Genomic DNA, 21,424 nt, shown 5'->3' with positions numbered 1-21,424 from the left:
GGGTACCGTCCCCGCATGTATCCCGGAGCGTACGACCCCGCCAGGCCGGCCGTCGTCACCGCGGACGGCGGCCGGACCCTCACCTACGGCCAACTCGAAGAGCGCTCCCTGCGCCTCGCGGACCACCTGCGGATCGCCGGACTGCGCCCGGGCGACCATCTGGCGCTCCTCTCCGACAACGACCCGCGCGTACTGGAGGTCTACTGGGCGGCCCTCCGCTCCGGCCTCTACCTCACCGTCGTCAACCACCATCTGACCGCCGACGAGGCCGCCTACATCGTCCGCGACTGCGGTGCGGGCACACTCATCGTCTCCGGACCGCTCACCGAACTCGGGGAGCGAATACGGCAGTTGGTGCCCAGTCCGGCCTCGTACCTGGGCTTCGACGACGGCTCGTACGAGCGGGCGCTGGCCGCCGCCTCCCCCGAACCCCCGGCCCACCAGCCCCGCGGCGCCGACATGCTCTACTCCTCCGGCACCACCGGCCGCCCCAAGGGCATCGCACCGACGCTTCCCGAAGGTGACGTCCGCGAGGTGATGAGCACCTACCAGCTGCTCTTCCAGCCCATGTACGGCTTCGGCGAGGACACCGTCTACCTCTGCCCGGCCCCGCTCTACCACGCCGCGCCCCTCCGCTTCGGCTATGTCGTCACCGCGACCGGCGGCACGGTCGTCCTCATGAACTCCTTCGATCCGCAAGGGGCGTTGGAGGCGATCGAACGGCACCGGGTGACGCACAGCCAGTGGGTGCCCACCATGTTCGTACGGATGCTGAAGCTGCCGCGCGAGGTGCGGGACGCCTGCGACGTGTCGTCGCTGAAGGTCGCCATCCACGCCGCCGCGCCCTGCCCCGTCGAGGTCAAGTGGCGGATGATGGCCTGGTGGGGTTCCGTCCTGTACGAGTACTACGCGGCGACGGAGGCCAACGGGATCACCTTCATAGGCCCCGACGAGTGGCTGCGCAGGCCGGGTTCCGTGGGCCGCGGCGGACTCCTCGGCGAGCTGCGGATCTGCGGCGAGGACGGCAAGGTGCTGCCCGTCGGAGAGACGGGAACCGTGTACTTCGAGCGCGAGGAACTCCCGTTCAGGTACCACAACGACGACGCGCGCACCCGCGAGGCACAGCACCCCGAACACCCCAACTGGACGACCACCGGGGACATCGGCCACGTCGACGAGGACGGCTACCTCTTCCTCACCGACCGCAGGGCCTTCACGATCATCTCCGGCGGCGTGAACATCTACCCCCAGGAGATAGAGGACTGTCTGGTCCTGCACCCCAAGGTCACCGACGTCGCGGTCGTCGGCGTCCCGGACGCGGAGATGGGCGAGGCGGTCAAGGCGGTCGTCCAGCCGGCCCCGGGCGCGGCCCCCGGCCCCGAACTCGAACACGAGCTCCTTGAGTTCGTCCGCGACCGCATCGCGCACTACAAGTCGCCCCGCAGCGTCGACTTCACGTACGAACTGCCGCGCACACCCACGGGAAAACTGGCCAAGTCCCAGCTCAGAAAGGCCTATTGGGACTGAGAGCCCCCGGTGCCCAGCGCACGGGCGAGGTACGGGGCCGTAGCGCTCGACTCCGCCCGCGCGACCTCCGCCGGAGGCCCCGACGCCACGATCCCGCCTCCCGCGTCGCCGCCGCCCGGCCCCAGGTCGACCACCCAGTCCGCGCCCGCCACCACCGCCATGTCGTGCTCCACGACCACGACGCTGTGCCCGCCGTCGACCAGCCCGTGCAACTGCCGCATCAGGACCTCGACATCGGCCGGGTGCAGACCGGTCGTCGGCTCGTCGAGGAGGTAGAGCGTGTGGCCTCGGCGTACGCGCTGGAGTTCGCTCGCGAGCTTGATGCGCTGAGCCTCGCCGCCGGACAGCTCGGTCGCCGGCTGGCCGAGCCGCAGATAGCCGAGTCCGACGTCGAGGAGGGTGGCGAGGCTGCGCGCGACGGCCGGGGTGTCCGCGAAGAACTCCGCGGCGGTCTCGACCGTCAGGTCCAGCACCTGTGCGATATTCCGTTCCCTGTACGTCACTTCGAGCGTCTCGGGGTTGTAGCGCGCCCCGCCGCAGTCCGGGCACGGGGCATAGGTGCTCGGTAGGAAGAGCAGCTCGACGCTGACGAATCCCTCGCCCTGACAGGTCTCGCAGCGCCCACCCGCCACGTTGAACGAGAACCGGCCCACGCCGAACCCGCGCCGGTGCGCCTCCTCCGTGGCCGCGAAGACCTTGCGCACGACGTCGAAGAGCCCCGTGTACGTCGCCAGATTCGAGCGGGGCGTACGGCCGATCGGCTTCTGGTCGACGCTGACCAGCCGCCCCACACCCGGAAGGCCCTCCGTGATCTCCCCGATGAGCGTGGACTTGCCCGAGCCGGAGACGCCGGTGACCGCGGTGAGCACGCCCAGCGGGAACTCGGCGGTCACCCCGCGCAGGTTGTGCCGTGTCACCGGGCCGAGCTTCAACTGGCCGCGCGGCGCCCGGACTTCACGTACCGGAACGGGGGAGCGGTCGAAGAGGAACCGGGCCGTCGCGGACTCCGTGACACTCTCCAGCTCCGCCACGGGGCCGCTGTGCAGCACCTGTCCGCCGTGCTCGCCCGCCTTCGGCCCCACATCGACGAGCCAGTCCGCGCCGCGCATGACATCGAGTTGGTGCTCCACGACGAACACCGAGTTGCCGGACGTCTTCAGCCGGTCGAGGACCGTGAGCAGCGCCTCCGTGTCCGCCGGGTGCAGTCCGGCCGACGGCTCGTCGAGGACGTACACGACCCCGAAGAGACCGGAACGCAACTGCGTTGCCAGACGCAGCCGTTGGAGTTCGCCCGCCGACAGGGTCGGGGTGGCGCGATCGAGGCTGAGATAGCCGAGGCCCAGCTCGGTGACGGGCGAGATGCGGGCGAGCAGATCCTCGGTGAGGACGCGGGCGGTCTCCGAATCGCCATGTCCGGTGAGGGAGTCGGCCAGTTCGACGAGCGGCAGCGCGGCCAGCTCCGCGATCGTGCGGCCCGCGAACGTCACCGCCAGCGCCTCGGACCGCAGCCTGCTGCCACCGCACACGGAACAGGGCGCGGCTTCCAGAAACCGTTCGGCCTTGGCGCGAAGCGTCTGGCTCTTGGAGTCCGAGAAGGTCTTCATGACATAGCGCCGCGCGCTCATGTACGTGCCCTGGTACGGGCGTTGGATCCGCTCGGCGTCCCGTACCGGATGCACGGTCACGACCGGCTGCTCGTCCGTGAACAGGATCCACTCGCGCTGTTCGGCGGGCAGCTCACGCCACGGCCGGTCCACGTCGTATCCCAGCGCGTCGAGGACATCGCGCAGGTTCTTGCCCTGCCAGGCGCCCGGCCACGCGGCGATCGCACCCCCGCGGATCGACAGCGACGGGTCGGGGACCAGCGACTCCTCGGTCGTACGGTGCACCCGGCCGAGCCCATGGCACTCGGGACAGGCCCCGGCGGCCGTGTTCGACGAGAAGGCGTCCGAGTCGAGACGCTCGGCGCCCGGCGGATAGTCGCCCGCGCGGGAGAACAGCATCCGCAGCGAATTGGAGAGATTGGTGACCGTACCCACCGACGAGCGCGAGGTCGGCGTCGACCGCCGCTGCTGCAACGACACCGCGGGCGGCAGCCCGCTGATGTCCCCGACCTTCGGCGCCCCCACCTGATGGATCAGCCGCCGCGCGTAAGGGGCCACCGACTCGAAATACCGCCGCTGCGCCTCCGCGTAGATCGTCCCGAAGGCCAGCGACGACTTCCCGGACCCGGACACACCTGTGAAGACCGCCAGCACGTCCCGCGGAACATCGACATCGACCCCCTTGAGATTGTGCTCACGGGCACCACGCACACGGACGTACGGGTCGTGGGGGCTGTGCATGGGGTGACTCCTGAGGTACGACGGGCGAGGCGGAACCGATGCCCCCAGTGGAGCACTCACGAGGGGACCAGCCCCACAACCCGCGCCAGCCGCCGATACGAGTCCATCAGCGCCTCCCGGTCGTACGTGCTGGTCGTCACGAGCACCTCATCCGCCGCGGTCTCCTTGATCACCGTCTCCAGCTCATGGGCGACCTGCTCCTCCGTCCCGACGACATGGCCGGAGAGACCGGATTCGTAGAACCCGCGCTCCCTCTCCGTCATCGTCAGCGACTCGACGCGCTCGGCGGACGGCAGCGGCGGAAACGTGCCGTGCGTGCGCGAGTACGCCATCGACCAGGCCTCCGGGACCAGGAGACGCCGAGCCTCCTCGGGGGTCTCCGCGACCGCGACCGTGCCGGAGACGACCACGTACGGCTCCCGCGCCCAGGCGGACGGCCGAAACGTATCGCGGTAGTGGTCGATGCCGCGGCGCATCTTGTCGCGGTTCCTGAGGTCGCCGATCACCATGGGGAGGCCGGCCCGGGCGGCGATCGTGGCGCCCTCGCCCATGGCCAGCACGAACGGCGGCACGGTCAGGCCCTCGGCGGGGCGGGCGTGCACACCGGTCGGTGACGTGCCGCGGAACCAGCCGAGCAGCTCGTCGAGCTGGGCCGCGAAGTCGTCGGCCACGTCCTTGTCCCGGCCCAGCGCCCTCCGTACACCGTCCGTGAACCCGACGGAACGGCCGAGGCCCATGTCGATGCGGCCGGGGAACAGGGACTCCAGGACGCCGAACTGCTCGGCCACCACCAGGGGCTGGTGGTTGGGCAGCATCACCCCGCCCGTGCCCACCCGGATCGAGCTGGTCGCGGCGGCGACCGCGGCGGCCAGCACGGTCGGCGCGGAACCGGCCACCCCCGGCACGCCGTGGTGCTCCGAGACCCAGATCCGGTGGTACCCGAGCCCCTCCAGGTCCCGCGCCAGCCGGACGGTGTCGCGCAGCGCCTCGGGAGCGTCGTGGCCCTCCCGGGTGCGAGAGCGGTCGAGCACGGAGAACCGTGTCGCTCCGACCCGCGAGCCCTGGTCCCGTCGGGCTTCGCGATCCTGCTGGTTCGTCATGGCATCTCCGCTGGAAGACTGGAAGAACTGTCCTCTGTTGTCTCAACAGCCATTCCGCTGATTTCTTCCGCGTGCTCCCGACAGACGCGGTCCTCGACAAAGCACGAGAGGTCGGTAAAGGCACGAGAGGGTGGTAGAGGCACGAGAGGGTGGTGCCGGAGCGGCACCACCCTCTCCCTCGCTCTCCGACCGTGGCCGGACGCGTCCTCAGACCCCGGCCGGAAGGACCGTCCGTGGCCGGGGCTCGAAACCGGCGCTCCGGTAGCAGTCGTCGATGAGCCGCATATTGGCGAGCGCGTCGTCGGCGTCCAGGCGCAGGGGCGTGCCCCGGCGCAGATGGGCCGCGAACGCTTCGAGCTGGTAGGTGTAGGAGGGTCGGCGGCCGAGCATCTCGGTGCGCTCACCCGTGGCCGTGCGGACCAACACCCGGTCGTCCACGTGCGGTTGGACGAAGTTCACCGCCGTGGCCTCACCGAGTGAACCCACGATCCGGCAGCTGAACTGCCACTCGTCGTGGGCCATGTGGCAGCGGGCGGTACCGGTGGCACCACCCGGGAACTCCAGGTCCGCGTCCAGCCACTCGTCGACTCCGGGCAGGCCCGGACGCTCGCCGCCGCGCGCCGCGACGAGCCGCGGTGCGCCGCCCGCCCAGGGAGCGAGCATCCGCTGGGCGTGCAGGCTGTAGCAGCCCAGGTCCATCAGCGCGCCGCCCGCCAGCGGATGCGACCAGCGCACGTCGGTGTCCTCGGGCGCCGGCATGACCATCGTGGTCTCCACGTGCCGGAGTTCGCCCAGTTCCCCGCTGTCCAGCAGCTCGTGCAGGCGCCGGGTGACCGGGTGGAACAGGTAGTGGAAGCCCTCCATGAAGGCCGTGCCCGACTTCGCGACCGCGTCCCGGATCTCGACGGCCTCCTCCGTGCTGCTCGCGGAGGGCTTCTCGGTCAGCACGTGCTTGTCCGCGGCGAGGGCGGCGAGGTTCCAGGGCCCGTGCAGACCGTTGGCCAGGGGGTTGTAGACGACCTCGACCTCGGGGTCGGCGATCACGTCGGCGTACGAGTCCAGGACCCGCTCGACATCGTGCTCGGCGGCGAACGTCTCGGCGCGGGACCGGTCGCGGGCGGCCACCGCGACGAGGCGGTGGCCGGTCAGACGGGCCGGGCCGACGATCGAGAGCTCGGCGATCCGGGCCGCGCCGAGAACGCCGATCCGTAGTGGTTCGTCCGTCATGCCTTGCGTACCTCTTCCAGTCGTACGGGCCGGTGCTCGTGCAGCGACAGCGTGCACGCCTCGGCGATCCAGCCGGCTTCGAGGGCGTCGGCCACGGTGCAGGGGGAGGGGCGGGAGCCCGCCACGACCTCGGTGAACGCGGTGAGCTCGGCGCGGTAGGCGTCGGCGAAGCGGTCCATGAAGAAGTGGTGCGGGGCGCCGGCGGGGAAGGTGACCCCCGGCTCGACGGACCGCAGCGGCAGCTTGTCCTCCAGGCCCACGGCGATGCTGTCCTTCATGCCGTGCACCTCCAGGCGGACGTCGTAACCGCGGGCGTTGTGCCGGGAGTTGGAGATGACGCCGATCGTGCCGTCGTCGAAGGTGAGCAGCGCGGAGGCGGTGTCGACGTCGCCCGCCGCCGCGATGTAGTCCGCGCCCCGGTTGCCGCCGGTCGCGTACACCTCGACGACCTCGCGGCCGGTGACCCAGCGCACGATGTCGAAGTCGTGCACGCTGCAGTCGCGGAAGATACCGCCGGAGACGGCCACGTACGCGGCGGGCGGGGGCGCGGGGTCCAGGGTCGTGGACCGAACGGTGTGCAGCAGTCCGAGTTCGCCGTTCACCACGGCCTGGCGCGCGGCGATGCAGCCGGCGTCGAAGCGCCGGTTGTAGCCGATGTGCACCTCGACCCCACCGTTCTCCACCGCACGCAGCACGTCGAGGCTCTCCTCGACGCCGCGGGCCACGGGCTTCTCGCAGAAGACCGGGATGCCCGCCTTGACGGCGGCGAGGATGAGTTCGGGATGCGCGTCGGTCGCGGCGGCGATCACCACTCCGTCCACGCCGGCGGCCAGTACGGCCTCGGGGGAGTTCACCGCCGTGGCCCCGAACCGCTCCGCGGCGGACGAGGCGGCCGCGGCCACCGGATCGGTGACCACCAGCGAGTCCACCGCTTCGAGTCCTGCCAGGGTTGCCGCGTGGAACGCGCCGATCCGGCCCAGCCCCATGATGCCAATACGCATGTGAATCGTGCTCCTTCAGCCCAGGGGGCGGTTCAGTCGAGTCCGCCGAAGACGATCTGGTCCCAGTCGATGACCGAGCCGGTCACCACACCGCTGCGGTCGGAGAGCAGGAAGACGACGAAGTCGGCGATCTCGTCGACCTGCCCGAGCTTGCCCATCGGCTGGGACGCGCCGGCCTTCTCCAGCCAGTCGTCCCCGGCACCGTGGAAGGCACGCTGGGTGGCGTCCTCGCCCTCGGTGTCGGTCCAGCCGATGTTGAGGCCGTTGATACGGACGCGGTCCCAGCGGTGTGCGTGGGCCGCGTTGCGGGTCAGCCCGGCGAGACCGGCCTTCGCCGCGACGTACGGGGCGAGGAAGGGCTGCCCGCCGTGCTCGGCGGTGGAGATGACGTTGACGACGGTGCCGGGGGCCTTGCGCGCCACCATGTCCGCCACCGCGGCCTGCATGGCGAAGAACGGCGCCCGCAGGTTGATCGCGATGTGCGCGTCGAACAGCTCCGGCGTGGTGTCCAGGAGCGAACCACGTGACGTGAGCCCCGCCGCGTTGACGAGGCAGTCCACGCGCCCGTACGTGTCCACGGTCTGTACGACGCTGTCGCGCGCCTGCGCGGCGTCCGACAGGTCCGCGCGTACGAAGCGGGCGCCGGTGTCCGCGGCGAGTTTCTCGCCGAGCTCGGCACGGCGTCCGGTGAAGACGACGGTCGCGCCTTCGCGTACGGCCGCCCGGACGATTCCCGCGCCGACGCCCTGGCTGCCGCCGTTGACGAGGACGACCTTGTCCTCAAGCAGTCCCATGAGTGCGTTGTTCTCCTTCAGTTCCGGCGGCGCTTGGCGCCCGCCTGCAGTTCCTGGCGGAGCCGGGCCGGGGCCCAGCCTTCGGCGACTGCCTGCCAGAGGGTGTCCGCCTGGGAGGGCGGAGCGAGACCGTCGACCGGTGGGTCGAGGTCCAGGTTCGTGGGGAAGGGGTAGCCCTCGGCCGTGGCGGCGACCACGTGGCGCAGCCAGCTCTCCGAGGCGCCCTCCTCCTTGCGGCGCAGCAGCACCGGGAACAGGGCGACGGCCATGGCCTCCCGGTCCACGGACTCCATGGCGCGGCCGAAGGCGGAGGAGACCTGCAGCAGGTTGGCCATGCGCTTGATGTCCGCCGAGCGGTTGTGCCCGGCGGCGTGGAAGAGCGCGGGGTTGAAGAACACCGCGTCGCCCTTCTCCAGCGGGAGCTGGACGTGATGCTCCTCGAAGTACGCGATGAACTCCGGGCGCCGCCAGGCGAGGTAACCGGGCTCGTACTTCTGCGAGTGCGGCAGGTACAGCGTGGGCCCGGACTCCACGGGCATGTCGCAGTGCGCGACCGCCCCCTGGAGCGTCAGCACGGGGGAGAGGCGGTGGACGTGCGCGGGGTACGCGGCGGCGACGTCGTTGCTGAGGAAGCCCAGGTGGTAGTCGCGGTGCACGCTCTGCGCGGCGCCGCCCGGGTTGACCACGTTGATCTGCGAGGTCACCTGGTAGGCGGGGCCGAGCCAGGCCTCGGCGGCCAGGGCCAGCATGTCGTTGGCGTAGTAGTCCGCGAACACCTCCGGCGCGCGTACGGCCACCTTGTCCAGGGCGTTCCACACCCGGTCGTTGGCGCCGGGCTTGGCGAAGTGGTCGCCGCGGGCCGTACCGCTCGAACGTTCCTCCTCGATCAGCGCGTTGAAGGCATCGGAGGCCGCGTCCACGACGGCCGGGTCCGTGAACGCGCCCTTGAGGACCACGACTCCGGGCCCGTCCAGCAGGGCCCGCACCAGCTCGGCCTGCACCTCCCGGCGTCCCTGCGGGGTGACCGCGAGCTTACGGATCCGGTCACTGGCATAGACCAGGACGTTCTGCTCGATCCCTTCGGCGGTGGGATACAGCTGCAGCTCAGTGCTCTGCCCGACCAGCGAGCGGAACGCGTCGAGATCGCAGTCGTCCTCGCTCAGCCAGGTCGGTGCTGCCGCCTCCGTGGGGGACATCCCGGATCCTTTCGCCATGGCTGCTTTTCTGCCAGTGTTGTGAACCAGAGCCCGTCATTCAATCCGCAGAGACCCATCAAAAGTCCATCATTCTGCTTTCGGGGACCGCCGTGCGACATCCGTATCCGATCAGAGAGATCGCCCGTCAGGCCGGTCTGAGCGAAGCCACGGTCGATCGCGTCCTCAACGACCGGGGCGGCGTACGGGACAGCACCGTCATGGAGGTGCGCCAGGCGATCAAGGACCTGGACCGTCAGCGGACCCAGGTGCGCATCGGCGGACGCACGTTCATGATCGACATAGTGATGCAGACGCCGGAGCGGTTCTCCACCGCCGTCCGGGACGCCCTGGAAGCCGAACTGCCGTCCCTGCACCCCGCCGTGGTGCGATCACGCTTCCACTTCCGGGAGGCCTGCCCCTCCTCGGACCTGATCGCGACCATGGACAAGATCGCCAAGCGCGGTTCGCAGGGCGTGATCCTCAAGGCCCCCGACCTGCCGGAGATCGGCGCGGCCGTCAGCCGCCTGGTCGCGGCCGGCATCCCCGTCGTGACGCTGGTGACCGACCTGCCGAGCAGCGCGCGCATGGCGTACGTGGGAATCGACAACCGGGCCGCGGGCGCCACCGCCGCCTACCTCGTCGGACAGTGGCTCGGCGACCGGCCGGGCAACGTGCTCGCCACGATCAGCCGGGGTTCCTTCCGCGGCGAGGAGGAGCGCGAGATGGGCTTCCGCAGCGCGATGCGGATCGCACAGCCCGGGCGGTCCCTGGTGGAGGTCACCGACAGCGACGGCCTTGACGCCACCCAGCGGGACCTGGTCCTGGAGGCCCTCAAGCGGGACCAGGACATCATCGCCGTCTACTCCGCCGGCGGCGGCAACGCCGCGACCCTCGACGCGTTCGACACCCTCGGCCGCGAGTGCGCGGTGTTCATCGCCCACGACCTGGACCACGAGAACACCCGCTTCCTGCGCGAACGCCGCCTCTCCGCCGTACTCCACCACGACCTCCGCCAGGACATGCGCCGCGCCTGCCAAACCATCATGAGAGCCCACAAGGCCCTCCCCGACGAGGGCCCCTTCCTACCGTCGGCGATCCAGGTGGTCACTCCGTTCAACATGCCGCCGGGGGCACCTCTGACGGAGTTCACGGGCTGAGCCGCACGCGCTTGGAGCCTGTCCGGCTCCGTTCAGCCCGTCCGGTATTGGAAGGCGAGGCCGCCGACCTCGCGTCCCCACCCACCCGGCCGCACTTTCAATCCGGCCCGCACCATTCAGCCCGTCCGGCGTTTGAGGACGAGCGCGGCAGCGCGATACGGGGGTTCGGGGGCGGAGCCCCTGAGTAAGGGACGGGAATGGGTAGGGGCGGCGGGGGCGAGAAAACCCGCGAGTCCCACGACCAGTCGGCGCGAAGCAGAGACCCGCTGTCCGCATATGCAGACAGCATCTCTAATATGGAACGCCAAACGCCTGGGCGTGCCAGAACGCCCCGCCCCCGTGAAGACAAGAGGACAACGTGCAAGCGCTGATCGCCGGCCCCCCGGACCCCGGCACCGCACTGCTCCTCCTGGCCGCAGGCACAGCCTCCGGCCTCGCCGGCTCGATCGCCGGCCTGGCCTCACTGTTCAGCTACCCCGCACTCCTCGCCGCAGGCCTCCCACCCGTGGCGGCCAACGTCACCAACACAGTCGCCCTCTTCTCCAACACGGTCGGCTCCGCGGTCGGCTCCCGCGAGGAACTCCGCGGCCAGCGCGCCCGCCTCGTCCCCCTGGCCATCACCGCGGCGCTCGGCGGCGCGACCGGCGCGGCCCTGCTCCTCGGCACCCCGTCCTCCACGTTCGAACTGGTCGTACCGTGGCTCATAGCCCTCGGCTCGGTCCTGATCCTGGCCCGCGAACCCCTGCGACGGCTGACCGCGAGACTCCATCCCGGCCAGGACTCCCTGCCGCGACTCCCACTGTCGTGCGCGGTCCTGCTCGTCGGCCTGTACGGCGGCTACTTCGGCGCCGCGGCGGGCGTCCTCATGCTGGCCGTCCTCTCCCTGTCCGCGACGGAACCCCTGCGAGTGACCAACGCCGTCAAGAACATCGCCACCGGCGCGGCCAACGTCACCGCGGCCGTCGCCTACGCGTTCCTCGCCCCGGTCGACTGGACTGCGGCCCTCACTCTCGGTGTGGGCTGCTTCGCGGGCGCTTGGGCGGGACCCGCCGTCGTACGGCGCCTGCCCGAGGCCCCGCTCCGGATCGCGATCGCAATCGCCGGCCTCGGACTCGCGTGGAGCCTGTGGCGCGAGGCCACCACGTCCTGAACGGCCGCGCCGCCCACGGTGCGGTGCGTATGCCCGGACGTGGGTGTTTGTTTACCTTCTGGGGGTGGTTTTGTTCCTGATGTCTGACAACGCTGTCAGTCGTACCATCAGCCCCCGGAGGAACAGTGAACGTGTCCTTTGGCGTGTGGGCGCTGTCCATCGCAGCTCTGTGCGCTCTTATCGCCGTGGATTTCTTCATCGGCCGCAAACCCCATGAGGTCTCCCTCAAGGAGGCCGGTATCTGGAGCGCGGTCTGGGTCGCCCTCGCAGTGGCGTTCGGGATCGGACTGCTGGTCGTCTACGGAGGCGGGCCCGGGGGCGAGTTCTTCGCCGGCTACATCACGGAGAAGTCGCTCAGCGTCGACAACCTCTTCGTGTTCGTCCTGATCATGGCGAAGTTCTCGGTGCCGGCCCAGTACCAGCAGCGTGTGCTGATGGTCGGCGTGCTGGTGGCGCTGGTGCTGCGCACGATCTTCATCGCCGCCGGTGCCGCGATCATCTCGACGTTCTCCTGGGTCTTCTACATCTTCGGCGCGTTCCTGATCTGGACCGCGTGGAAGCTGGTCCAGGACGCCCGCAAGGGCCACGGGGACGAGGAGTACGAGGAGAACAAGCTGCTCAAGGCGGTCGAACGGCGCTTCGGCGTGGCCGACCGCTACCACGGCACCAAGCTGTGGATCGAGCAGAACGGCAGGCGCGTGATGACCCCGATGATGGTGGTCATGCTGGCGATCGGTTCCACGGACCTCCTGTTCGCCCTGGACTCCATCCCGGCCATCTACGGCCTGACCGAGGAGCCGTACATCGTCTTCACCGCGAACGCCTTCGCGCTGATGGGCCTGCGGCAGCTGTACTTCCTGATCGGCGGCCTGCTCAAGCGGCTCGTCCATCTCTCGTACGGGCTGTCGATCATCCTCGGCTTCATCGGCGTCAAGCTGGTGCTGCACGCCCTGCACGAGTCGGGGGTGCACGTCCCGGAGATCAGCATCCCGTTCTCGCTCGGCTTCATCATCCTGGTGCTCGCGGTGACGACGTTCACCAGCCTGCGGGCCTCGAAGAAGCAACTGGCGGAGACGGACCCGGACTCGGAGACGGAGCCCGTGCCGTAGGCCGTAGCGAGCCCGTGTCGCAGCGGCCCCCTGCCGTGGGCCCGCGCGGAGAGCGGCGCTCTAGGGTGGGCCGGGTGACGAACAACAGCAGGCCACGCCCCGGTTCGGACGCGCGCGGCGGTGTCGGCGGGCGAAGGCCCCTCGCCGTATTCGACCTCGACGGCACCCTCGCCGACACCGCGCACCGGCAGAGGTTCCTGGAGCGCAAGCCGCGCGACTGGGACGCCTTCTTCGCGGCGGCGCCCGACGATCCGCCGCTCGCGGAGGGCGTCGCCCTCGCGCTGGAGCACGCGCGGGAGTGCGAGATCCTCTATCTGACCGGTCGGCCCGAGCGCTGCCGCAAGGACACGGAGGCCTGGCTCGCCGCCCAGGGACTGCCCGAGGGCCACATCAGGATGCGGCGCAACGACGACCGCAGGCCCGCCCGGCGCACCAAGCTGGAGATCCTCCGCGAGCTGGCCCGGAACCGTGAGATCCGGGTGCTCGTGGACGACGACGAGCTCGTGTGCGAGGACGCCGAGCGGGCCGGCTTCACCGTCGTACGGGCGCGCTGGGCAGCCGCGTCCGAGGCGTTGAAGGTGGCGCAGGAGCGGGAGGGACGGACCTGAGGGGTTCGCCCCTCCCCGCTCGCCGCGGCGGTGAGGTTCCGCGGAGGTCGTAGAGATCCGTCCCCGGAGGCTCGTAGAGGTCCTCGGAGGTCAGTCCGCGTCCTCCAGGCGGAAGCCGACCTTCAGGCCGACCTGGTAGTGCTTGATCTGCCCGTCCTCGATCTGGCCGCGGACCTGGGTGACCTCGAACCAGTCGAGGTTGCGCAGGGTCTGCGAGGCCCGGGAGATGCCGTTGCGGATCGCCTCGTCGATGCCCTCGTGCGAGCTCCCGACGATCTCGGTGATCCGGTAGGTGTGGTCGGACATGCGGGTACTCCTCTCCGCCGTGGCCCGTGTGCCACGCGTCATTCCACGGTGCCGCACGAGGCGGGGGACCGCGAGATGTAGGCCCGAGGAACATGGGTCCGTACGGGTTCCCGCCCGGCGCGGATCACCGGGCCGTGCTCAGCGACAGCGCGAACCTCCCCCGCGGGTCCGTCCACCAGTGCGTGAGGTCCAGTCCGGCCGCCGCCAGTTCCGTACGTACGCCCTCCTCGCGGAACTTCGCCGACACCTCGGTGCGCATCTCCTCGCCCTCCGCGAAGTCGACGGCGAGGTCGAGCGCGGGGATCTTCACGGTCAGCGCCGAACGGGCGCGCAGCCGCATCTCGATCCACTCCCGCTCGGCGTCCCAGCGGGCGACATGGGTGAACTCGTCGGGGTCGAAGTCGGCGCCGAGCTCGCGGTCGACCACGGTCAGCACGTTCTTGTTGAACGCGGCCGTCACCCCGGCCGCGTCGTCGTAGGCGGCGACGAGGACCGACTCGTCCTTGACCAGGTCGGTGCCGAGCAGCAGGGCGTCGCCGGGCGACAGCAGGGAGCGTACGGACGTCAGGAACGCGGCGCGTTCGGCGGGCAGCAGATTGCCGATCGTGCCGCCCAGGAACGCGACGAGCCGCGGACCGGGCGTGCCGGGCAGCGCGAGACCGCCGGTGAAGTCGGCGATCAGCGCGTGCACGTCGAGCGAGGGACGCTCCGCGATCAGCGCCTGCCCGGCCTGGGTGAGCGCGCTCTCGCTCACGTCGACCGGCACGTACGTGTGCAGGCCGGGCATGGCGTCGAGCAGGTGACGGGTCTTGTCCGACGACCCGGAGCCCAGCTCGACCAGCGTGCGCGCGCCGGTCGCCTCGGCGATCTCGGCGGCCCGGGCCACGAGGATCTCGCGCTCGGCCCGCGTCGGGTAGTACTCCGGCAGTTCGGTGATCTTCTCGAAGAGCTCGCTGCCGTGCGCGTCGTAGAACCACTTCGGCGGGAGCGTCTTGGGCGTACGGGTCAGACCGTGCAGGACGTCGGCGCGCAGGGCGGCGTCGGTGGCGTCCTCGGGCAGGGTGCGGGTGACGAGGAACGGGCTCACGTACTGGGCTCCTTGGGTGGGACGGATGCCAGGTGTTCTTCCACGTCCTTGAGCGGCGTGAGCAGGACGTCCGTGCGGCTCGCGGCCAGCAGCGTGCGGTCGGGCACCTCCTGCCAGTGCGGATCGTCGTCGTACGGCTCGGACGCCACGACCGTGCGCCGGCCGGGCTCGGTCAGGTACCAGAGCGTGTCGCCCCAGGTGGTGGCGGCGATCACCTCGCCGTTGGTGAGCAGGAGGTTCAGCCGTGAACCGGGGGCCGCCGCCGCGACGTCGAGGACCGTGTCGGCGAGCGCCTGGCCCTCCTCGTCGCCGCCGCGCAGCCGGTTCAGGACCAGCGCCCAGACGAGCGCCGAGTCGCAGCGCGCCTCCATCGACAGCAGGTCCTCGGCCGGCAGTGTCCGGGTGAGCGGGGCAAGGGAGCGCGGCCAGCCGGCGACCGCGCCGTTGTGGCTGAACAGCCAGGTACCCGCGGCGAACGGCGCCGCCGCGGCCTCCCCGTCCGCGCTCGCCACGGTCGCGTCGCGCACGGCGGCGAGCAGCGCGCCCGAGCGCACCACCCGCGCAAGGTCGGCGAACGACCGGTCGCCCCAGATCGGCCCGGTACGCCGGTAGCGCGCCGGCACCGGATCGCCCTCGGCATACCAACCGACCCCGAAACCATCGGCGTTGACGGTCCCGTGCTGTTGCCGCCGTGGCGCCCACGACTGCCGGAAGAGGCTGTGCACCGGGTCCACGAGAAGCCGTCCGAGCCGCTCCTCAGCCCCCAGGAACGCGAGATGACGGCACATCAGACGGTCTCCGGATCGGCGTCCCGAGCGGTACGGAATCCGGAGAAGATCTGCCGCCGGATCGGGTAGTCCCAGTTGCGGAACGTCCCCCGGCAGGCCACGGAGTCGACCGCGAACGAGCCGCCGCGCAGCACCTTGTACTCGGGCCCGAAGAACACCTCCGAGTACTCCTTGTACGGGAAGGCCGAGAATCCCGGGTAGGGGAGCAGATCGCTGGACGTCCACTCCCACACATCGCCGATCAACTGCCGTACACCGAGCGGTGACTGGCCCTCCGGGTAGCTGCCGGCCGGGGACGGCCGCAGATGACGCTGGCCGAGGTTGGCGTGCTCGGGCGTCGGGTCGGTGTCGCCCCACGGGTAGCGCGTGGAGCGGCCGGCCACCGGGTCGTGACGGGCCGCCTTCTCCCACTCGGCCTCGGTGGGAAGCCGCCGGCCCGCCCAGCGGGCGTACGCGTCGGCCTCGTACCAACTGACGTGCAGCACGGGCTCGTTCGCCGGTACGAGCTCGGTGACGCCGAAGCGCCGCCGCAGCCACTCGCCGCCCTCGCGGCGCCAGAACAGCGGCGCCTCGATGGAGTGCGCCCGGATGTGGGACCAGCCGTCGGGCGTCCACCAGCGCTCGTCGGTGTAGCCGCCGTCCGCCATGAACGCCTGGTACGCGCCGTTCGTGACCGGAGTCGTGTCGATGTGGAACGGCGGCACGAGGCGCTGGTGCGCGGGCCGTTCGTTGTCCAGGGCCCACGGCTCGGTGGACGTGCCCATCGTGAACGGGCCGCCGGGGACCAGCACTTCGGACGGTCCGGTGAACGCCGGGTCGGGGATGGGGTCCGGCGCCGTCAGTGCCGTCGGTCCCCTGCGCAGCTGATGGGTGATCAGCATCGTCTCGTCGTGCTGCTGTTCGTGCTGGGCGATCATGCCGAAGGCGAAGCCCGCCTCGGTCAGCTGCGCGCCCGTGCCCTGGAACGAGGCGCTCTCCAGGACGTCCAGCGCCCGGCCGCGCACCTCGGCCGCGTAGTGGCGGGCCTCGGCGGGCGGCAGCAGCGGCAGCGAGGGCCGCTCGGAGCGCGGGTGCTCGAACGCGTCGTAGATGCCGTCGATCTCGGGCCGCATCGCGTCACGGCCGGCGACCGTCCGCAGCAGCCACAACTCCTCCTGGTTGCCGATGTGCGCGAGGTCCCACACCAGCGGCGACATCAACGGCGAGTGCTGGGCGGTCAGTTCGGGATCCTCCACACAGGAGGTCAGAAGCGCGGTGCGGTCACGGGCCGTGGTCAGTGCCGCCAGCGCGCGCTCCCTGAGCGTCTCCGGGTCGACGGGAGAGGAGTGGGGATCGGGGCCGGTCATGTGCGGATGTCCTTCCCGGGGAGCAGCTGTTCCGTGCTCGGGAGCGTCGTGCCGTTGAGCAGTTGGTGGGTGCCTTCGATGTGGTCGAGGATGTCGTCGGCGGGGCAGCGGCCCCGGGCCACATAGCGGTCGGTGAACTCCGCGACCGCCTCCTGCACCTCGGCGCTCGCGCCGATCCGAGGCAGGGCGTCCATGGCCGCCGCGAAACAGGTGACGGCGGCCTCGCGCAACTCGGGGTCGGTCAGACCCGCGCGGGCGGCCGCCGTCCACAGCGGGTTCCGCGGCGCGGACAGCGAGCCGGCCCGCTCGGCGAGCGGTTTGACCGTCCGGTACGCGGTCTCGGCGGCCTCCGCGTCGTCGAACAGCGCGGCCGTCACGGCGAGCGGCACGATCCAGCCGTTCTCGCCCGGCTGCGCGTCGATCATGCGCAGCTCCAGATGGCCGCGCGGCCGCACCGGCGGGAACAGGGTCGTCTGGTGGTAGTCGAGATCCTCCCGGTCGGGCGGTGCGTCGGACCGGGTCCACGCACGGAAACTCATCCCCTCCGGCACGTCCCAGGGGCCGCTGGGCGCCCGGACGCACATCACCGGCGCGTCCAGGACGTGCCGGGCCCAGGCGGTCCGCGGATCGCCGTCGAGAGGCGGGGCGCTCGTGCGGCCCGGTTCCATCGCGGTCCACAGGGACTGCCGGGTGGAGCGCCAGCCCGTGGGCTGCCCACAGGCCATCGGGGAGTGGGCGAACGCGGCCACCAGGACCGCGCCCAGCTGATGCGCGAGCCACCAGCGCCGCCCGTGCCCGAGCGGGCCAGGCTCCTCGTACCCGGCGTCCAGACAGACCTGGACGGAGGCGGAGGTGCACATCATGGCGCGGCCCTCGGGGCCCGTGCGGTCGAGGTAGGTCTCCATGGCGTCGTAGCGCGGGTCATGGAGGAAGCGGGTCGGCGGGTTCCAGGGATCCTGGCCGAGGCCGCTGAGGGCCAGGTCCGCCTCGCGCAGTACCGCGCGTACGGCGTCGAGGTCGGCGGAGACGGTCCCGACGCACTCCATCAGGGAGGCGGCGGGTGCGGAGCTGAGCTCCAGCTGACCACCCGGTTCGACGGTGAGCGCCGAACTCAGGGGCAGGGCCCGCAGTGCGGCGTAGGCCGCTTCGAGACGTTCCGGTGGTACGGGGAGTCGCGGGGAACGCGACTCGTGGACGAGCCATTCGAGTTCCACACCGAGGAATCGGGGCGGGCCGGTCTTGAAGCAGATGCCGCGGACCAGCGCCTCCACCTCGGCCTCGGTGACGGCGGAGCGCCGGGGCTCCGTACAGTCACTCACCGAATCGGACATGTCGGGATCCTCCTGAGATTCCATCCATGCCGCCGGCCCGGCGTCGGATGGACCGGGCCGACAGTCGCTCGTCCCACCCAAGACCCTCACGGCGCCTCGCACAAGGGTGCGTATCGGCGCTTTTAGGACCGGGAAACTCTGTTGCGGCGCAATACCAGGATCGCTCACCATGCGTTCATGAGCACGACGGGGGATGCGACGGGGGATGTAACGGGGGATTCGGGGGAGACCGCGTGGGGCGCGCTCACGGCGCGTACAGGGGTGGCGCCATGAGCGCCCGCCTGCGCGGGATCGCGCGGCAGACGGAGGAGATCGTCGCGGCGGGTTCGTACCGCGCGTCCGACGGACGCACGGTGTCGATCGCCGCGGCGGTGGCCGCCGCGCGGCAGGGCACGCGGATGTACGGGCCGGGGCCCGTGGAGACACCGCCGACCGGCCCGGTGGACACGTTCTTCGAGGTCACGGGTGAGAGCAGCCTGGAGGTGGCGCGGCGGCTGACCGGCCCGGTCGCGGTGCTGAACTTCGCCTCGGCCCGCAACCCCGGCGGGGGCTATCTGAACGGGGCGCAGGCCCAGGAGGAAGCCCTGTGCCGGGCCTCCGCGCTGTACGCGTGCGTGCTGGAGGCCAGGGAGTTCTACGACCACCACCGGGCACACCGCGACCCCTTCTACACCGATCGGGTGATCCACTCACCCGCCGTCCCGGTCTTCCGCGACGACCGCGGACAGCTCCTCGACGAGCCGTACACCGCCGGATTCCTGACCGCCGCCGCGCCCAACGCCGGGGTCGTCCTGCGCACGGCACCGGAGCGCGCGCCCGAGCTGCCGCGCGCCCTCGCGTCACGGGCCGAGCGAGTGCTGGAGACGGCCGCGGCGCACGGCTACCGACGGCTGGTGCTCGGAGCCTGGGGCTGCGGCGTCTTCCAGAACGACCCGGCCCAGGTCGCGGCCGCGTTCCGCGCCCTGCTCACGGACGGCGGCCGGTTCGCCGGCTCCTTCGAGCACGTCGTGTTCGGCGTCCTCGACCGTACGAAGGGCGCGGTGGTCCTGAGCGCCTTCGAGCGGTCGTTCCGGGAGGTACTGGAGGCGGAGGTATCGGAGGACAAGGCGGTTCAGCGCCAGCCGTAGCGCTCCCGCAGCCGGTGCACCACCGAGTTGAACCGCATCCGGTCCAGCGCGCACGCCTCCCGGCGCATCCCCTTCTCGTGCAGCCGCAGCACCCGGTCCACGTCCACCCACGAGTCGCGCCCCGACCGGTCCCACGGCCCGCTGCCGATCGGCACCCACTCCCGGTCGCCGTCGTGCCGCTTGCTCGACAACTGCACGGCGAGAAACGTCCCCGCGGACTCACGGGCGACGACCAGCACCGGCCGGTCCTTCCCGCGCCCGTCGTTCTCCTCATAGGGCACCCACGTCCACACGATCTCGCCCGGGTCCGGATCCCCGTCGTGCGCGGGCGAGTACTCGGTACGCACCTGCCCCACCTCGCGCGGATCGGCCTCGTGGGTGGCGGAGGGCCCGGAGTGGCCGGGGATGTCTTGCTCGGCAGAGGCAGTCACGGGGCACACGCTAACGCGAGCACTTTTGACGAGCCCCCGCGCCCCTTCGGTAGTTGCCCGCACCCCCTTGGCCAGGGGTACGGGCAACTGCCTTCTTGGGGGCGCGGGGAACTGCGCACTCGGCCACCCCCAACCCGCACCCGGCCCCCAGCCGTTCTACGACTCCCCGTCCACCGGAACCTTCTGCGAAGGAGGAGCAGCCGGCGGCGCCACATGCCCATTCACCGCCGAACTGTCCTTACCGACCTGCCCGTTCTGATCCTGCCCCATCGACGACAGCAACTGCCGGGCCAGCCCCAACCCCGTGCCACCCATCGTCAACGCCTTGGCGAACATGTCAGACATCCCGTCGGCCCCGTTGAGCAGCACCATGTGCTCAACGTTCCCGAACGCTCCGGCGCCCGCCCTCACGATCTCCGGCCAGTTCTCGGCGAGTTGCTGCGCGACAACGGCCTCCTGGTTCTCCGCCAGCGCGGCGGCCCGCGCCTTGATGGCCTCGGCCTCCGCGAGCCCCTTCGCCCGCGCGGACTCGGCGATCGCAAGACCCTTGGCCTGCTGGGCGGCGGCCTCCGCCTCACCCGTGGCACGGGTCGCCGTCGCGGCGGCCGCACCCCGTGCCTTGGTCGCCTCGGCCTCGGCACCCGCGGCCGTCGTGACCCGGGTCGCCTCCGCCGCGGCCGCGAGCTCCGTCTCCTTGGCCTTGGCCTGCGCCGCGGAGATCCGGACGTCACGCTCGGCCTCGGCCAGCGTGCGCTTCTCGTACGCCTTCGCGTCCGCGGGCTTGCGGACGTCCGCCTGGAGCTGCTGCTCACGGCGGTGCGCCTCCAGCTCGGCGACACGTGTCTCCTGGACCACGACCTCCTGCCGCGCCGCCGCGTCGGCGAGCGGCCCGGCCTGCCGGGCCTTGGCGGAGGCGTTGTCGCGCTCCGCCTGGTATCCGGCCTGGAGGATCTCGCTGTCCCGGGTCGCCTCCGACATCCGCGCGGCGGCCTGCTGTTCGGCCTCGGTGGCCCGCCGGTTGGCCTCGGCCTGCGCTATCCGGGCGTCCCGCTGCACGGCCGCCGCGTGCGGCATGGCCAGGTTCTTGATGTAGCCGGTCGGATCCTCGATCTCGTGGATCTGCAGCGAGTCGACGATCAGCCCCAGCTTCTCCATCTCCGTACCGCAGGCGGCCCGGGTCTGCCCGGTGAGCTTCTCGCGGTCGCGGATCATGTCCTCGACGGTCAACCCGCCGACGATGGACCGCAGATGACCGGCGAACACGTTGTGCACCCGCTCCGACATCAGCTTCTGCTGGTCGAGGAAACGGCGGCCCGCGTTGGCGATCGACACGAAGTCGTCGCCCACCTTGAAGATGACCACGCCCCGCACCTTGAGCGGAATGCCCTGGTGGGTCACGCAGTCCACGGACAGCTCGGTCTCGTTGAGGTCGAGCGAGAGTTTGCGCACCGCCTGGACGCCCGGCAGCACGAGCGTGCCGCGCCCGGTGACGATACGGAAACCCATGCCCTCCTCAAGGCCCTCTGTGCGGTGCTTCGAACCGGAGATGATCAGTGCTTCGTTGGGCTCCGCGACACGCCACATGAGCTTGAAGAGACCAACGACGAAGATGAGTGCGAGGACAGCTGCCCCCGCCACGACGCCGACAATCATCGGCATACGCCCCCTGTTGAATGGTGCCCTTTCGGCACCGAACGAACGGATTGTGCGCCCGGTCAGGCCCCGAAAGACAGACGCTGACGAGTCTTTGGCGCATCTTTGACGAGCACGACACGCTCACATGGCACAGACTCG

At 70.9% G+C, this 21,424-nt stretch carries 19 protein-coding genes; 6 read left to right on the top strand and 13 right to left on the bottom strand.

Annotation, left to right across the window (positions count from 1 at the left end; translation table 11 throughout):
* Window positions 1-15 precede the first annotated feature (15 nt).
* Entirely contained in the window at window positions 16-1,527 is a 1,512-nt protein-coding gene (locus ACH4YP_RS01070; RefSeq protein WP_398488769.1) for an acyl-CoA synthetase, read from the top strand.
* Here the strand turns inward: ACH4YP_RS01070 and ACH4YP_RS01065 are convergent.
* The 6 genes from ACH4YP_RS01065 to ACH4YP_RS01040 all read right to left on the bottom strand — a co-directional run bounded on the left by ACH4YP_RS01065 (window position 1,515) and on the right by ACH4YP_RS01040 (window position 9,190).
* Window positions 1,515-3,872 carry an ATP-binding cassette domain-containing protein gene (locus ACH4YP_RS01065; RefSeq protein WP_398488768.1) on the bottom strand — a complete coding sequence of 786 codons (2,358 nt, stop codon included), beginning with the start codon at window positions 3,870-3,872 and terminating at the stop codon, window positions 1,515-1,517. The genes ACH4YP_RS01070 and ACH4YP_RS01065 overlap by 13 nt on opposite strands.
* Before the next feature lie 56 nt (window positions 3,873-3,928).
* Window positions 3,929-4,972, bottom strand: coding sequence for an LLM class flavin-dependent oxidoreductase (locus ACH4YP_RS01060; RefSeq protein WP_361065231.1), 1,044 nt, complete (start codon window positions 4,970-4,972; stop codon window positions 3,929-3,931).
* A gap of 207 nt (window positions 4,973-5,179) precedes the next feature.
* On the bottom strand, window positions 5,180-6,199 hold the full coding sequence (locus tag ACH4YP_RS01055) for a Gfo/Idh/MocA family oxidoreductase (protein ID WP_361065234.1): 1,020 nt from the start codon (window positions 6,197-6,199) through the stop codon (window positions 5,180-5,182).
* Window positions 6,196-7,200, bottom strand: a complete 1,005-nt coding sequence (locus ACH4YP_RS01050) for a Gfo/Idh/MocA family oxidoreductase (RefSeq protein WP_398488766.1) — start codon at window positions 7,198-7,200, stop codon at window positions 6,196-6,198. Before ACH4YP_RS01050 ends, ACH4YP_RS01055 begins: the two co-directional genes overlap by 4 nt.
* A 32-nt stretch (window positions 7,201-7,232) precedes the next feature.
* Entirely contained in the window at window positions 7,233-7,994 is a 762-nt protein-coding gene (locus tag ACH4YP_RS01045; RefSeq protein WP_361065240.1) for an SDR family oxidoreductase, read from the bottom strand.
* Window positions 7,995-8,011: 17 nt separating this feature from the next.
* Window positions 8,012-9,190: a phytanoyl-CoA dioxygenase family protein gene (locus ACH4YP_RS01040; protein ID WP_361065243.1), complete on the bottom strand. Its 1,179-nt coding sequence runs from the start codon at window positions 9,188-9,190 to the stop codon at window positions 8,012-8,014.
* Between the two features lie 110 nt (window positions 9,191-9,300).
* Here ACH4YP_RS01040 and ACH4YP_RS01035 point away from each other — a divergent pair, with 110 nt between their 5' ends.
* The 4 genes from ACH4YP_RS01035 (at window position 9,301) to ACH4YP_RS01020 (ending at window position 13,214) form a co-directional block, all read left to right on the top strand.
* Window positions 9,301-10,347 (top strand): LacI family DNA-binding transcriptional regulator, encoded by a 1,047-nt coding sequence (locus ACH4YP_RS01035; RefSeq protein WP_361065245.1) that lies wholly within the window; start codon window positions 9,301-9,303, stop codon window positions 10,345-10,347.
* A gap of 358 nt (window positions 10,348-10,705) precedes the next feature.
* Window positions 10,706-11,497, top strand: coding sequence for a sulfite exporter TauE/SafE family protein (locus ACH4YP_RS01030; protein WP_361065248.1), 792 nt, complete (start codon window positions 10,706-10,708; stop codon window positions 11,495-11,497).
* 125 nt (window positions 11,498-11,622) lie between these two features.
* Window positions 11,623-12,606, top strand: coding sequence for a TerC family protein (locus tag ACH4YP_RS01025; RefSeq protein ID WP_361065251.1), 984 nt, complete (start codon window positions 11,623-11,625; stop codon window positions 12,604-12,606).
* A 74-nt stretch (window positions 12,607-12,680) separates the two neighbouring features.
* On the top strand, window positions 12,681-13,214 hold the full coding sequence (locus ACH4YP_RS01020) for a hypothetical protein (protein ID WP_361065254.1): 534 nt from the start codon (window positions 12,681-12,683) through the stop codon (window positions 13,212-13,214).
* A gap of 90 nt (window positions 13,215-13,304) precedes the next feature.
* Here the strand turns inward: ACH4YP_RS01020 and ACH4YP_RS01015 are convergent, their stop codons facing one another.
* The 5 genes from ACH4YP_RS01015 to egtA all read right to left on the bottom strand — a co-directional run bounded on the left by ACH4YP_RS01015 (window position 13,305) and on the right by egtA (window position 18,072).
* Window positions 13,305-13,520: a dodecin gene (locus tag ACH4YP_RS01015; protein WP_361065257.1), complete on the bottom strand. Its 216-nt coding sequence runs from the start codon at window positions 13,518-13,520 to the stop codon at window positions 13,305-13,307.
* Between the two features lie 124 nt (window positions 13,521-13,644).
* Window positions 13,645-14,607, bottom strand: coding sequence for an L-histidine N(alpha)-methyltransferase (gene egtD, locus ACH4YP_RS01010; protein WP_361065260.1), 963 nt, complete (start codon window positions 14,605-14,607; stop codon window positions 13,645-13,647).
* Window positions 14,604-15,395 (bottom strand): ergothioneine biosynthesis protein EgtC, encoded by a 792-nt coding sequence (egtC, locus tag ACH4YP_RS01005; RefSeq protein WP_398488765.1) that lies wholly within the window; start codon window positions 15,393-15,395, stop codon window positions 14,604-14,606. Before egtC ends, egtD begins: the two co-directional genes overlap by 4 nt.
* Window positions 15,395-16,741, bottom strand: coding sequence for an ergothioneine biosynthesis protein EgtB (gene egtB / locus ACH4YP_RS01000; protein WP_398488763.1), 1,347 nt, complete (start codon window positions 16,739-16,741; stop codon window positions 15,395-15,397). The genes egtC and egtB overlap by 1 nt, the downstream gene beginning before the upstream one ends.
* Window positions 16,738-18,072, bottom strand: coding sequence for an ergothioneine biosynthesis glutamate--cysteine ligase EgtA (egtA, locus tag ACH4YP_RS00995; RefSeq protein WP_398488762.1), 1,335 nt, complete (start codon window positions 18,070-18,072; stop codon window positions 16,738-16,740). Before egtA ends, egtB begins: the two co-directional genes overlap by 4 nt.
* A gap of 269 nt (window positions 18,073-18,341) precedes the next feature.
* Here egtA and ACH4YP_RS00990 point away from each other — a divergent pair, with 269 nt between their 5' ends.
* Window positions 18,342-19,199, top strand: coding sequence for a TIGR02452 family protein (locus tag ACH4YP_RS00990; protein WP_361065269.1), 858 nt, complete (start codon window positions 18,342-18,344; stop codon window positions 19,197-19,199).
* Here ACH4YP_RS00990 and ACH4YP_RS00985 read toward each other — a convergent pair.
* Complete coding sequence (locus tag ACH4YP_RS00985) at window positions 19,184-19,639, bottom strand: type II toxin-antitoxin system PemK/MazF family toxin (protein WP_398488760.1); 456 nt, start codon at window positions 19,637-19,639, stop codon at window positions 19,184-19,186. The two genes, ACH4YP_RS00990 and ACH4YP_RS00985, sit on opposite strands and share 16 nt — an antisense overlap.
* 147 nt (window positions 19,640-19,786) lie before the next feature.
* Window positions 19,787-21,289 (bottom strand): SPFH domain-containing protein, encoded by a 1,503-nt coding sequence (locus ACH4YP_RS00980; protein ID WP_361065275.1) that lies wholly within the window; start codon window positions 21,287-21,289, stop codon window positions 19,787-19,789.
* Window positions 21,290-21,424 lie beyond the last annotated feature (135 nt).

It is taken from the genome of Streptomyces sp. NPDC020747, assembly GCF_044334695.1.
In the GTDB taxonomy this organism is placed as follows: domain Bacteria; phylum Actinomycetota; class Actinomycetes; order Streptomycetales; family Streptomycetaceae; genus Streptomyces.
The sequence above is the reverse complement of the archived record's forward strand: the minus strand, read 5'-3'. Positions and strand labels throughout refer to the sequence as shown.

Excerpts from the sequence above, each read along its gene's own strand:
- ACH4YP_RS01070 (WP_398488769.1), top strand. The coding sequence starts at position 16 with ATGTATCCCGGAGCGTACGACCCCGCCAGGCCGGCCGTCGTCACCGCG.
- ACH4YP_RS01065 (WP_398488768.1), bottom strand. The coding sequence starts at position 3,872 with ATGCACAGCCCCCACGACCCGTACGTCCGTGTGCGTGGTGCCCGTGAG.
- ACH4YP_RS01050 (WP_398488766.1), bottom strand. The coding sequence starts at position 7,200 with ATGCGTATTGGCATCATGGGGCTGGGCCGGATCGGCGCGTTCCACGCG.
- egtA (WP_398488762.1), bottom strand. The coding sequence starts at position 18,072 with ATGTCCGATTCGGTGAGTGACTGTACGGAGCCCCGGCGCTCCGCCGTC.
- egtC (WP_398488765.1), bottom strand. The coding sequence starts at position 15,395 with ATGTGCCGTCATCTCGCGTTCCTGGGGGCTGAGGAGCGGCTCGGACGG.
- ACH4YP_RS01045 (WP_361065240.1), bottom strand. The coding sequence starts at position 7,994 with ATGGGACTGCTTGAGGACAAGGTCGTCCTCGTCAACGGCGGCAGCCAG.
- ACH4YP_RS01040 (WP_361065243.1), bottom strand. The coding sequence starts at position 9,190 with ATGTCCCCCACGGAGGCGGCAGCACCGACCTGGCTGAGCGAGGACGAC.
- ACH4YP_RS01015 (WP_361065257.1), bottom strand. The coding sequence starts at position 13,520 with ATGTCCGACCACACCTACCGGATCACCGAGATCGTCGGGAGCTCGCAC.
- ACH4YP_RS01060 (WP_361065231.1), bottom strand. The coding sequence starts at position 4,972 with ATGACGAACCAGCAGGATCGCGAAGCCCGACGGGACCAGGGCTCGCGG.
- ACH4YP_RS00980 (WP_361065275.1), bottom strand. The coding sequence starts at position 21,289 with ATGCCGATGATTGTCGGCGTCGTGGCGGGGGCAGCTGTCCTCGCACTC.
- egtB (WP_398488763.1), bottom strand. The coding sequence starts at position 16,741 with ATGACCGGCCCCGATCCCCACTCCTCTCCCGTCGACCCGGAGACGCTC.
- ACH4YP_RS01055 (WP_361065234.1), bottom strand. The coding sequence starts at position 6,199 with ATGACGGACGAACCACTACGGATCGGCGTTCTCGGCGCGGCCCGGATC.
- ACH4YP_RS00990 (WP_361065269.1), top strand. The coding sequence starts at position 18,342 with ATGAGCGCCCGCCTGCGCGGGATCGCGCGGCAGACGGAGGAGATCGTC.